Source organism: Streptacidiphilus sp. EB129 (genome assembly GCF_041262645.1).
Taxonomy (GTDB): domain Bacteria; phylum Actinomycetota; class Actinomycetes; order Streptomycetales; family Streptomycetaceae; genus Streptacidiphilus.
Map to the genome: position 1 here is coordinate 238,798 of NZ_JBGCCS010000006.1, position 12,557 is coordinate 251,354.

General features: G+C 70.2%; 9 protein-coding genes. All 9 read right to left on the reverse strand.

Annotation, left to right across the window (positions count from 1 at the left end; all coding sequences use genetic code 11):
- Positions 1–165: 165 nt before the first annotated feature.
- The 9 genes from ABH925_RS10445 to ABH925_RS10485 all read right to left on the reverse strand — a co-directional run bounded on the left by ABH925_RS10445 (position 166) and on the right by ABH925_RS10485 (position 12,512).
- Positions 166–1,167, reverse strand: coding sequence for a 3-oxoacyl-ACP synthase III family protein (locus ABH925_RS10445; RefSeq protein ID WP_370147067.1), 1,002 nt, complete (start codon positions 1,165–1,167; stop codon positions 166–168).
- Positions 1,164–1,820, reverse strand: coding sequence for an SRPBCC family protein (locus ABH925_RS10450; RefSeq protein ID WP_370147068.1), 657 nt, complete (start codon positions 1,818–1,820; stop codon positions 1,164–1,166). The genes ABH925_RS10445 and ABH925_RS10450 overlap by 4 nt, the downstream gene beginning before the upstream one ends.
- Positions 1,798–3,525 (reverse strand): thiamine pyrophosphate-binding protein, encoded by a 1,728-nt coding sequence (locus tag ABH925_RS10455; RefSeq protein ID WP_370147070.1) that lies wholly within the window; start codon positions 3,523–3,525, stop codon positions 1,798–1,800. The genes ABH925_RS10450 and ABH925_RS10455 overlap by 23 nt, the downstream gene beginning before the upstream one ends.
- 407 nt (positions 3,526–3,932) lie before the next feature.
- Complete coding sequence (locus tag ABH925_RS10460) at positions 3,933–5,489, reverse strand: flavin monoamine oxidase family protein (RefSeq protein ID WP_370147072.1); 1,557 nt, start codon at positions 5,487–5,489, stop codon at positions 3,933–3,935.
- 125 nt (positions 5,490–5,614) lie between these two features.
- Positions 5,615–6,310 (reverse strand): TetR/AcrR family transcriptional regulator, encoded by a 696-nt coding sequence (locus tag ABH925_RS10465; RefSeq protein WP_370147074.1) that lies wholly within the window; start codon positions 6,308–6,310, stop codon positions 5,615–5,617.
- A gap of 594 nt (positions 6,311–6,904) precedes the next feature.
- Positions 6,905–7,330, reverse strand: coding sequence for a hypothetical protein (locus ABH925_RS10470; protein WP_370147075.1), 426 nt, complete (start codon positions 7,328–7,330; stop codon positions 6,905–6,907).
- A 611-nt stretch (positions 7,331–7,941) separates the two neighbouring features.
- Entirely contained in the window at positions 7,942–8,904 is a 963-nt protein-coding gene (locus ABH925_RS10475) for a thiopeptide-type bacteriocin biosynthesis protein (RefSeq protein WP_370147076.1), read from the reverse strand.
- A 73-nt stretch (positions 8,905–8,977) separates the two neighbouring features.
- Positions 8,978–10,519: a hypothetical protein gene (locus ABH925_RS10480; protein ID WP_370147077.1), complete on the reverse strand. Its 1,542-nt coding sequence runs from the start codon at positions 10,517–10,519 to the stop codon at positions 8,978–8,980.
- Between the two features lie 64 nt (positions 10,520–10,583).
- Positions 10,584–12,512 carry a TOMM precursor leader peptide-binding protein gene (locus ABH925_RS10485; RefSeq protein ID WP_370147078.1) on the reverse strand — a complete coding sequence of 643 codons (1,929 nt, stop codon included), beginning with the start codon at positions 12,510–12,512 and terminating at the stop codon, positions 10,584–10,586.
- Between the last annotated feature and the right edge of the window lie 45 nt (positions 12,513–12,557).

The following is a 12,557-nucleotide window of genomic DNA, read 5'->3' on the forward strand; positions in this document are numbered from 1 at the left end:
CCGGCGTGCGGCCAAGGCTCGCGCGGTGGGGCTACCGCGATCGGCGCGGCGGTGGCGGGCGTGGCGGTCCTGGTCCGCCGCCGCACCGCCGACCGGGCCCGCTGACTCTCGGGTCCTTGTGCCAGGGGCGGCCCTCGCGGCCGCATCGGGTGTCCGCCGCGCGGTTCAGCGGCCCTGCCAGCGGACCGCTGCGGCAGCGGCGAAGTCGCCGGCGTGGGCGAACCCGGCGAGCATGACCAACGAGCCCGGCTTGACCCGACCGTCGCTGATCGCCTCGTCCAAGGTGATCGGCATGGCTGCGGCGAACAGGTTGCCGTACTGGTCGAAGGTGTCCAGGTGCCGCTCGGGTGCAAGCTGCAGGGCCTCGCGCCAGTTGCGCAGGAAGGTGCGGTTGGGCTGGTTGGTGATCAGCGTGTCGAGCTCGGTGGAGGCCACCTCGATCCGGCGGCAGACCTCCTGGGCGACCTCGGGGACGATGCGGTTCCCGCGCTCCAGCACCTTGGCGATCTTGGCTTCGGTGAAGCCCACACGCAGTTGGCCTTCGCCCGCCTCCCAGTACTTGCGGCCCTCGGCCTCGATCACCATGTCCCCACCGGCCTCGCCGTAGTGTCGGCACTCGACGTCGAGGACCGGCGACTCGCCGGAGGCGACCAGGTAGGCCACGCCGCATCCGTCGCCCGGGATGGGTGCCTGCGGCAGGCCCCGGACCTGGGACTGGGTGAAGAGCTGACCGGCGGAGTTCTGCGCGATGCACACCAGGGCGCTGCGGGCGCTGCCGGCGCGCATCAGATCCGCGGCCAGCTTGACGGCGTGCAGCATCGCGGCGCAGCCGCCATTGTGGAGGTCCAGGACATACTTGGGCCGGCAGCCCAGGCGGCGCAGCACCTCGGTCCCGCATCCGCTGAACGGCTGGTCGGGGAGTTGCACATGGGTGATGACGATGTCCACATCGCGGATGGCGGCCGGCCCGTGACGGTCGATCAGCGGCTGGACGGCGCGCTCGATCATGTCTACGGCGCTCTCGTCCGGCGCGACGTGCCGCCGGAACCGGGGCGCGCGGAACATCAGGCTGTCCCGCAGGGTGTCGTCGCCGCCTGCGAAGTATCCGAGCGGAACCTGGTTGGGCGGAAGGTAGCCGGCCACGTCCAGCAGGCTGACGCCGGTCATGCCTCCGCCTCGACAGCCACGAGCGGCTCGAAAGCGGCGATGGGCTCGTGGTTGGCGTGCCGGTGTTCCAGGATGGCCTTGAGGTTGTCCAGTTCGAGCCGGTGCCCGGCGAAGAACAGGTGCCAGACGTCGCCCACCCACACTGGGCGCTGGGCGGGGGCCAGTTCGGGATGGGGATTGCTGTCGTAGTAGGGGTGGCGGCAGTTGGTCCACAGCACCACCGAACCGGGGCGTCCCAGGACCTGCATGGCCGGCACCACCCGCATCAGGTAGATCATCCAGAGCTCCTCGCCCTGGTCCCACGCGCAGTGGTAGTCCACCGTCATCGCCTCGGGGTTCGCCACCGTGCGGATGTAGATGTCAGTGTCCTCGCCGATGCGGTCCTGGGCGAGATACAGCCCCGGCCGCCCGGTCTCGCGCAGGTCGCGCAGGCTGTAGGTCCACTCCTGCAGGCTGCGGGTGTCGCTGAGGTAGCGGTAGACGTCCTGGGGCGGGCAGTCGATGTAGTCCTGCACGGTGCAGAACTGGCCGTACACCTCGTCATGGGGGTAGACGGCGTGGGTCCGGTCGGCGAGTCGTGCCAGCGCGTTGTCGCGGGGCGTGGTCTCGATCCGGGTGACGCCGTGGATGTCAGCCAACGGGGACGGGTTCATTGCTCGTGTCCTTCGGTGTCAGTGAGGTGAGGAGCGGGGCGAAGGGGGGGTATTCGTCAACGTCCACGTCGAGACAGGCGAATACCGGTCCAGCACCGGCTGCGGTGTCGGCCAGGATCCGGCGAAGATGGGCGGGATCGCGGGCGGTGCGGGAGTCGAGTCCGGGAAGCAGCGCCGCGAGGCCGGCGGCCGGGTCGGCGGGGGTGAAGCGGTTGTAGGAGTACCGACCGCCGTAGAACACCTTCTCCCGGGTGACGCACATGCCGTGCGCATCGTTGTTGAGTACCACGAAGCTCACCGGCACGCCGTACTGGACGGCGGTGTGCACCTCCAGACCGTGCATCAGGAAGGCACCGTCGCCGGCGATGGCGAAGGCGCGCCGTCCTGTGGCCAGGGCGGCTCCGATCGCAGCCCCGAAGGAGTACCCCATGCCGCCCATGCCGAGGGCGACCACGCATCTGCCTGTGCGCGGCGCCGGCAGATGGTGCACGGCGCTGGCCCCCGTGTTCCCCGCGTCGATGAACACGTCTGCCGCGGCGGGCAGCGCGGTGGCGACGGCCTCCACCGCCTCTCGCATGCTGCTGCCCGCCGTGTCAGGCGGCTGCTGGCTGTGATGGGCGTCGTGGTGCGGACCGCAGGCCACCTGCTCCGCGCCCTTCTTCGGCCCCAGGGCGCGCAGCAGGTGGCGGAGCTCCCCTCGCAGGTCGCCGCAGAGGCTCAACGTGTCCTGGATGAACGGCCGTTGTTCGTCCAGGCTGATGACTGTGGTCGCCTCCTGAGCCTCCTCCAGCCCGGCGCGCACCAGATGCGGCAGCCGCGTACCGACCAGCACCCAGGTTCCTGCGTGCTGCGCGCAGTCCCGCACACCCGGGTGGCCCATCACTCCGGCGACCCCGGCGAAGTGCGGATCGGCGTTGTCGAACACGTCCCGGGCGTCGGGTGCCACGGCCACACGGGCTCCCAGTACCGAAGCGAGTGAGGCGAGTTCGGTACGGCAGTCGGCACGTGCGACGCCGTCACCGGCGATGATCAGCACCTGGCCACCGCTGCGCCGTACGGCCGCCAGCCTGCCCGACACACGTTCGCGCTCCCGCGCACGCCCCGCGTCCTCGGCGTGGTCTCTCGAAGCCGAGAGGAGTTCTCGCAGGGGCGGCGGATCAGCGATGGTCGCCTGCTGGATGTCCTTGGGTAGCAGGAGCACGGCCGGGCCGGGTATCGGTGTGCGTGCTGCGTCGACCGCCCGCGCCAGAAGTTCGGGCACCGCTGCCGGTTCGCTGACGCGGGCGCATAAGCGCGAGACCGTGGCGAACAGTATCTGTGCGTCGAAGGAGCCGCCGAGTCCGCTGGTGTCCTGGAATGCACCGCGGCCGTGCAGTGCGGTGGGCGGCTCGCCCACCAGCGCGAGCAGGGGTACTCGTGAGGCGTGCGCCTCCGCCAGCCCGGGCACCAGGTTCATCGCGCCTCCGCCGGAGGTCGCGACGACCAGCCCGAGCCGGTTGGAGCTGCGGCTGTAGCCGTCGGCCATGCTGCTTGCGCCGAACTCGTGCTTGGCGAGGATCCCAGTGACCGCGCCGAGCGAATGCGCCGTTGCGTCATACAGGTCCTCGATGTTGGCTCCGCCCACGCCGAAGAGGTGGCGGGTGCCCAGTTCGCCCAGGGATTGGATCAGGTAGTCCGCGACACGCACATTTCGCTGGCCGGCCACGTAGCTCCCACGTCAGCCCGTCGCTCGGAGCGGCTGCTCCAGAGTGTCATGCTCATGAAGCTTATCGAGACATTCAAGGATCCGGGACGTGACGGTGATCACGGCGGTTGTGAGGCGATTGCGAGGGGCCCGCGATGCGGCCGAGGGGTGGCGGTGAGCCGGGTGACGCTGCCACGCCCGGTCATGGTTCGGGACCGGGGTCATCGGGCCGGGCTTCACGTGCCCCCGGGAGCGTCAGAGATGCGGAGGCGGACGCCGCAGGACTTTCGTGAACGGGTGACGATCTGTCACAGATATCCGGCGATTGGAGACTCCCTGCTCGGCTCGCGTCTTGACGGGAGCTATGACCGTCTCCTGCGATGGACCCGGACTGCGGCACTGGGCGGGCGGCCCCGGGTCCCCGCGGGTCAGATCTGGGCGGAGATCTCGGCGGCGACGCGCTCGCCCGAGGCCACGGCGGCGTTGAGGGTGGAGTTGTCGACGTCGGTGTGCTCGCCGGCGAAGTGGATCCGGCCCTCCTGGACGCCTTCGTAGCCCGCGAAGGAGGTGTACTGGCCGATCTTGTAGTAGTGGTAGGCGCCGAGGTGCCAGGGGTCGAGCGACCAGTGGTCCTCATAGGCCCTGCCGGTGTAGGCGGCGGTGGTGCCGGGGAGGAGCTGCTCGATCTGGCCGAGGAACCCGTTCACGTCCGCCTCCGGCGCCACCCCGTGGGCCGCACCGGTCAGGTTGGTGCGCGCGGCGTTGCCGCCGGGGAAGTTGACGAGCAGGGACGGCGAGCCGTTGGCACCGAGGCTGACCGAACCGTCCCATGCCGTCTGGTAGCCGAGCGGACCGGTGTTGGTGACGCCGTTGTAGCCCAGGGCAGGCCAGGTCTTCCCGGAGAGCTCGGTGACGAGCTTCGCGTTCTGCCCCATTCCCTGCTGCTGGATCGCTGTCGTCTTCAACGCGGTCAGGCGCGCGCCGGAGAGGTCCACTGCGCGGAGCGTGCTGAACGGGAGCGCGAGCACCACATGGTCGGCCGGCACGCAGACCGTGGTGCCGCCGTGCTCGAAGGTGCAGGTGTAACTGCCGTCCCCGTTCTGGGCCAGCGCGATCAGCTCGTAGCCCTGCTGGACCGTCCCGGCCGGGAGCTGCCCGACCATACCGCTGACGAGCTGGTCGTTGCCGCCCACGAGGTGGTACTTCTCGTCGAAGCCGGGCCCGTTGTCGAAGGTTGAGGACGCGCCGAGGAAGCCGATCATACTCAGCGCGGACGACTCGGCGGGCTCACCGCCCGACTGTAGTTGGAGGGACTGGATCACCTGGCCGAGACGGGAGTCTGAGGTGAGACCGATCTCGGCCAGGTAGTCCAGGCAGGACATCTGGTCGAGGCGGTGCGCTTCCGCGGTGTAGCTGTTGTATCGGGGTGTGCCCATCGCCGCATACGAGGCGCTGAAGGCGGGGTACGCCTCGGCGACCCAGTCGCTCTGCTGCTGGGTCCCGGTGTACAGGCCGCCGTTGACCAGGGCCGCGTAGTCGCCGGTGGTGAGCGCGCCGCCGTTGGCGAACTCGCGCTTCAGGCCCAGGCTGCTCGCCAGCCGGAGGATCGCGCTGTCGGTCGAGCTGATGAACGCCCCGCCGTGCTCGCTGACCTGGCCGTTGCTGAAGAACCCACGCAGCGACCAGCATCGGCCGCCGATGTGGGTGGTGTCGGCCTCGTAGACGGTGGCGGCCACCGGCTTCGCCTGGTTCCACAGCTGGTGCGCGCAGCGGAGGCCGGCCAGGCCCGCGCCGACGATCACGATGCGCGGTGCGGTCGGACCGGTCGCGGCCGCGGCGCGGGTGGGGGCCAGGAGCCCGCCGGGGATTGCGGCGGCGAAGGCAGCGGCGGCGCCGATGACCTGACGACGACTCAGGCCGCCGGCGGCGGGGAGCGGACCGGATGGATTGGACGTGCTGGACGGGGATGCGGGTTCCTGGTGCATGTAATCCCTCTTCTCGGGATTGTGGCGGCTGGTTCCCTCGCGATGCCGAGTTGGAAGGGAGTGAAGCGCTGGCGCATCACTGTTGTCAACAGTGATGCGCCAGAATGGATCCCCGCCCAGGGATGTCAGCCGCCGCGCACCGCCTCGGCCCGGCGCTCGATCGCGGTGATCAGCGCCTCGACCCGGGCATGGAAGATCTGATCATGCGTCACCTCGGCGAGCCGCGTGCGCATCCGGGTGATGTGCGGGAAGCCGGCGGTGTCCACCCGCTGGTACTCGCGGCTCCAGGAGGATTCGTCCCCGGCACGCACGTCCGGGTCGAACAGCAGGTACGCGGCCCGCTGTCCGACATAGGCCAGCAGCGAGTCGCCGACCATCCGGTAGTGGACCGCCGCGTCGGCGCCGTCGAGTCCGGCCTCGATGACCGCACCGAGGATCAGCTCGACCACGCGGAACTCGTTGGGTCGTCGGGTGGTGCGGCTCGCCATGGTGGAGGCGACCACCGGGTACTTCAGTGCTACGGTCAGCGAACCGTCGGCGAGTGCCCGCAGTCGCCCTTTCCAGTCCAGGCCGTCCGGGATGCTCTCGAGTACCTCCCCGAGGGTCCGGTCGGCGACGGACAGCAGTAACTCGTCCTTGTCGCGGAAGTGGCGGTAGATCGCGGTCGGGTCGGCGCCCAGTTCCTCGCCGATACGGCGGACGGTGAAGGCGTCCGCGCTGCCGCGCGCCGCGATGCGCAGGCTCGCCTCAATGATCGCGTCGGGCGTCAGCTGGGCCCCCACGCGTTTGCTTCGGGTGGGTGTGGCAGGTGGATTCGACATGGTGCGGCCAGTGTATCGATGCGGGCACGACGTGGCGCAACAGTGTTGACAACAGTGATGTGACGGGCTTCACTCCATGGTGCCACCACGCGGCCCTGGCTCCGTCGGCGCCCGTCTGGGCGACCCCGGCCGCCATGCCGTGTTTCAGCGAGGGATCCAAGCAGGTGCGGGGTGGCGGGCGATCAGCTATCGGTGGCTGTCAGTCCGGTGAGTGGAGGTCAAGCGCGTGGCCTGCGCCAACTGCATCGATCAGGGCTTGGAGGTCGGGTGGCGGGGGTGCCTCGTTCCATGCTCGCCAGCAGCGTTGGAGGCTGGTCCAGGGGTCGAGCCAGGCCCGGACGGCGCGGATCGCCGTGGGCCAGCTGGACGGCCGGGGCTGGTGGGGTCTGCTCAGGCCCCTGTCAGTCGGTTCCATCGGCGTGGCTGTCGGTGGGACCGCGGGGGCAGCGGCGGGCTCCCGGCCCGGAGGTCAAGCGAACCAGGTGTCCCAGCAGAACGAGAACGCGCAGGTGACCAACGCCTGGTGGCGGCGGATGGCGGTCACGTGCGGACAGCGACGCTGCTCGAAGTCCCGATGCATTCTGGTCGCGGTCTTCAGTATCCGCCGCCGCTCTTGGTGCTGGCCGATGCCGAGGCGGACGCAGAGGCTGCGCTGGTGACCGGGTCACCGCTGGGACTGACCGCGTACCACGAAGCACCGAAGGCGTTGATGCCCTGACCGTGGGTGTCTCCGGGCTTGGTGTCCTCGGCGAAGTAGTACAGCGGGTGGCCGTGGTAGGTCACCTGGGTCGAGTGGTCTGATCGGGTGGTCGTCCCGACCAGGGACGCGGTCACCCCGCTGCTGCTGGGTTGCCCGGTCGTGGTCTGCGGCGGCCAGGCCTGCGTACAGGAGCCGTTGCAGTTCGAGGTCGTCCCGGTATCGGCCTTGAACAGATACAGCGTCCTGCCGGAGCCGTCGACCAGGATCTGACCGAGCGGCGAACTCGCCGTCTTCACCGTGGCGGCGCTGCTGCTGGGCATGGCAGAGCCGGCGGCGGTCGTAGGTGCGCTGGTGCTGGCGGGTGGGGTCGAGGAAGCCGTGGTGCCGGAACTGCTGCATCCGGTGGCACAGGCCGCAACGGCGGCCATACCAATAGCTACGGTGATGACACGGTTCATGACAGACCTCTTGGCCCTGGGGGAAGCGGTGGCGCCGGCCCGCCGACGGCGAGTCGCGGAACCACGTTACGCACGGACACCCGACCCGCCTCCCCGGGCGATCCGCCCCGCGCCGAGCTTCACTCGTGCGGGTGGGTATGAGGCTGCAGGAGCGTCCGACTGTCGTAACTGGGATGCCTGGCCCCTTCCGGACGTGGCGGCAAGAGGTGCTGCCGACGACGCGGGCCCGCTCCGGATCTGGACGGCCCGGCACGGTGCGGACCAACGCCGCCCAAGCGCCGGCGGCTGTGTTGAACAGTGGCGTCTCGGCCGGATGAGCGGCACAGAGTGGGCTGTTGGCGCTCTCTGAAATCGGCCAACCCGTTCTCAGAGGACGGCGGTTGGCTGTCCGTGGGGAATCCGCTGGGATCTTCCGGGATTTCCTTCCCGGCATCTGTTGCGGGGAGCAGATGAACAGTCACCGAACATCCGGTTCAGGCAGGTTCCGTGAGCGTGGTGGACTCAAGCGCGGCCAGCAGCAACGCGGCTGTCTGCGCCTCGCGCCCGGCGCCGGCTCCCAGCCGATTGGCCGTCATATGGACGTGCGACCCGAAGATCCTGGTGGCACGTGCCGAACCGAGCTCCGCATTCCACAGGCGTAGCGCCGCCCCCAGGGGGTCCGTCCATTCGGCCCAGCGCGGGTCGCCCGTGTGCATGGTCTCGCGCAACCAGCGGCCGAGCGTGCCGAGAGCGGTGATTTGTTCCCCTGCTCTCTCAGTCAGTTGATGGCGGATCTCCTCGGCTTTGTCGACCGGGGCGTCTCTGGGCTGCGCCCAGTCAAGCCACATGTCCCGTTGCGCCGTCAGAAAGCGCGTCCGGCTTGCCGACGGGGAGCTTCCGCCCAGCACCGAGCAGGCTGCGGCCGTCGCCTCCAGGCATGAGGCGAGTCCGTGCCTGGTACCGGCTCTGGACAGGCAGACACGCAGGGCCACGCGGCTGGAGCTGTGGAACAGTCGCTCGGACTGCGCGATGAGATGGCGGCCGCCGTAGCGTTCGTGCTCCGGTTCGTAAGCCACCCGCCGTATGCCCGGTGCCACCAACTCCCCGGCCGCCAGCGGCATCCCTCGTTCGCCTGCGGCTGCGAGAGGCGACACCGCACGGACATAGGCGTCCTGATCGAGCCGTTGTGTCTGCGGAACGGCGGCGTCGAGCGCCAGCAACCGGTCAGCCAGATCAGCTTCGGCCCGGCCCGCCTCGGCCTCCGTCAGCCCGGCGATACGTAAGCGCACATGCGGGCCGCCCTGCCAGTAGCGGATGAAGAACCACAGGGGACCGTCGGGCTCCAGCAGCCCGAGCTGGTCGGCCACCGGGCCGACAGCCTCGGTGACGACACTGTCGAGCGCTGCCGGGGCGAGCGTGGCAATGTGCAGGTGCCAGCTCCGCCAGGTGGTGCTCACGCCGTGGCTCTCCTTGATCTGAACGGACAATCGGCATGCTGGGTTGCGTGGAGTTCTGTCACATCCTCGGCTGTCATGTCCTCAGGTCCAGCATCGGTTCGGCGAATCGGGAGCGACCGCAGGTAACGGTGAACACGGGTAGCAGGTTTCGGGGCAGGTTCAGAACGCGCTGCATGCGGAACTCCTCGAAGGAGCGGGCGGGGCGGGCGAACAAGCCGTGCGCGGCAGCGGCGGTGACCAGTCCCTGCGCGGTCCAGCCGCACCACATTTGAAGCAGCGACCATCCCGCCGGACCGAAGTCGTCCAGTATGCCGTCCAGATCGGCGGAGAGGACCCACATCGCGTTCGCGTGGCGCAGCCCGCAGTCCACGCTGGGTGTCAGCGGGTAGCCGAAGCCGTCCTGGAGTTCCCGCAGCAACCCGGCGTCGGCCCGGTCGAGCGCCAACCGCCCCTCCACCGCGGTGTACTGGCCGGTGGGCAGTCCGGCCGTGCGCTGAAGCGCGACACTGGTTCGCATCCTGCGTCCGACTTCGGCGAGCAGCGGCCCCGGCGCGGGCAGGCCGCCCCAGGCCAGCATGTCTGTCAGACAGTCCTCGCCGAGCACGGTGGGCCTGGCGGAGAAGCCCGAGAGCGTCGCGGGGACCCGTCCTGCGGAACGATTCCACAGCACTTCGTCCCAACGGTGCCGCGCCGTACCCGTATCGCGGGGCGGCAGGTCAGGGATGCCGGGTATCGGTTCGGCTGCGGAGCAGGTCAGGCCGGTCAGCGGTGCCGTGATCCCGATGGCCTCCAGGATGCTCGGATGACCGGACTCCTGGAGCAGCCGCGCGTCCTCCACGGCGTACCGGGGCGGGCCGGACCCGGCCGCGCCGGGCAGTGGGCCGCTCGCGTGCAGTGGACCGACACCCTCGAGCGTCATGACCAGGGGCGGCGACCAGGCCCCCGGGCCGCCGGCGGCCACCAGGCGACCGCCGGCAGAGATGTCCGCGCCGTCCGGTCGCAGCCGGACCCGGACCCCCAGGAGGTCGGCGGCGATGTGCAGGCCACGCAGGTTGATGCCCAGTTCCAGCAGGCCCAGGGCGCAGCGCAGCCGACCGTACGGTGTGGGCAGGTCGGCGTAGCGGGCGGCCAGGAGTACGGTGACGTCGCCGGGGGGAGGCAGCAGCCTTCCGGGATCGCCGCCGGCGGCAACCCTGCCGGGAAGATCGACAAGCGCATGCCGGTAGAGGTCCAGATAGGCGGACGATCCGTCGGGAGCCAGCACGAAGGCGTGCACGGGGAACTTGCTGCGCACCGAGGGGACGGCACGGTGGTCGTTGAAGCGATTGGACGGTTCCCGCCGCTGCAGTCCAAGGGCGGCGACGAGCAGGTGTCCCAGCCGGTCCCCGTCCGGTACGGCCGCGGTGGCCGGGAGGGCCGGGGTCTGCGGGTAGCGGGCCCCGGACAGCAGCATGTGTGTACCGGACGGCAGCGGCCGCCCGCTGGTGCCGCGGGCCGTGGCCGGCGGCAGGGTGGCCGTGGTGGGGACGGTGTCGTCGACATGGGGCTGCTCGTTGAGCACTGCTCGCCAAGGGCCCTGCCGGTAGGCGAACAGTCGGACATCGGTCGTCGTCATCGGCGCTGCTGTTCCTTCCTTGCCCCGGTCCGCGAGGGGGTCCGGGTGGTGGTCCGACGGGCTGTCATGGGAAGGGGTGGGGGTCGAAGGGGAAGTCCTCGTCCCGTGGCGGTGTGCCGTGCGCGTCGGCGAGGGTGTGGACCAGCCGGGGAAGACCGGCCAGCCGCTGGTTCGCCTGCCCGAAACACATCGGAACGATGCCCGGGACCACGGCCTTGACCGAAGACAGCCCGGCGGCGGTGTGCTCGGGGGTGGACTGGTCCACCACCACGATCCGGTCAAGACCTGCTTCCCGGAAGAGTTCTGCCACGAGACGGAGTGCTTCGGTGACGTCCCCCTGAGCTGCGCTGGTGAAATCCCCGGGCCAGCCGGGGAACGCCTCTGCCAGGCCCACCGGCGGGCCGCCCAGCATGGCCTCGATCCGGGGAAGCAGCTCCGGGTAGGCGTACCGCCGCTGGTGGTCCAGCAGTTCGTCGACAAGCCAGGGATCGGACACCGCCGGGCGCAATGCCTCGACGTCCCAGTTCAATCCGAAGGTGACCTGCTGGGACACCTCCCACAGAGCGGACTTGGCGGCTTGTACCGGATCGGCGCCGGAACCGGCGGAGTTGAAGCTGGCCGGCATCCGGCCGTCCCGGCGCATCGCCAGAACCCAGACCACCGGTACCGCGAGATCCACTGTGGCGGCCAGTAGGTGGACGTCATATCCGAGGTGCTCGATCTGCCGGATCAGCAGAAGGCACTCCCGGTCGCTGATCTCGGTGGGGGCGATCCGCGGCAGCGGCCTGCCGCGGTGCCAGGAGAGCAGAAAGGCGTCCCGCTCTGCCAGTTCGAACAGGGAGTGCAGCGTGGCCTCCTCGTAGCTGCCACCGAGCGCGCTCCCGCTGGAGGACTCGTTGAAGAAGTGCGTCCTCCGGGCGTCCTCGGGGGCCTCCGAGGGGGCGGAGTAGCCGTACTGGTAGAAGCCCAGCTCGGCGGGGACAAGCAGTGGTTGGCCGCTGCCGAGCTGGTGGCCCCAGACCCAGTCCATCGGGGTGTCGTCGTCGAACGGCATCAGGCGGCTCAGCGGGGAGGCCATCTGTTGGGCGGTGCAGTGTCCGAGCCCGGGCAGGTCCAGCGCCCGGTCACCCAGTCGGCGCGCGGTGGTGTTGAAGACCACCGGTGCCACGTGCGGGTAGCCTCCGCTCCGTTCAAAGGCCTCCAGGCAGCCCACGGCCTCAGCGTGGCGGAACGTCATTCCGCGGCCGTGGCCCGCGAACCGGGCGCCGAGCAGGCTGGTCTCGGCCATCGCCATCCCGGCGAGCCCGTGCCGCTGCATGCGGATCACGGGTCCGAACCGGGGGTCGGCGAGCGCCCCGCGCATCCGGTCCGGGTCCAGCCCGAAGGGTGGCTCACCCCGAACGGGTATCGCGGCGGTGGTCGGACGCGAGGCGAGGACCCGGGGGCGGGGCGGTTCGGCGGGTCGGCCGGCCCGCAGATCGGGACCGCCTCCGCACACGGCGCAACGGAAGCTGCGCGGTACCCGGTGTCGGCGAAGGGTGCCGTCCGGCGCGAGCGAGAGCAACTCGCCGGGAGCGAGCTGGAGCCGGGCCCGGTCCAGCAGCTCGGCGAGGAGCTGGCTGAGAGCCGGCGGAAGGATCGCGGGTGCGGGTCCCGAGGTGTGCGGTGGGAGTGCGGGAAGGCCCTCCGCAGGCGTAACGGCCGGACGGGGCCGGGCATGGGTGTGGTTCGTCGACCTGCGGTCGGTGTCCCGGATCTGCGCGCAGCCGGCGCATCCCGAGTCGCCGTCAGGAGACCACAGCGGCCCGATCAGGATCTCCGGGGAGGTGGCGCGAACCGAGAGCAGGGCCGTGCCCCGCTCTCGAGCGATCATCAGCGCGTACGTCTCCCAGCGGCTGTCATAGCCTCCCGAGATCGCGACCAGGGATCCGTCCTGTTGCTCCCGCCGGAACAGGTCCAGAAGGTCCGCCGGAGCGTTGGGGCCCTCCAGCACCCGGTCCCCGGCACGCGTCCGCGACTGTGGAGACGCATGGGAGCC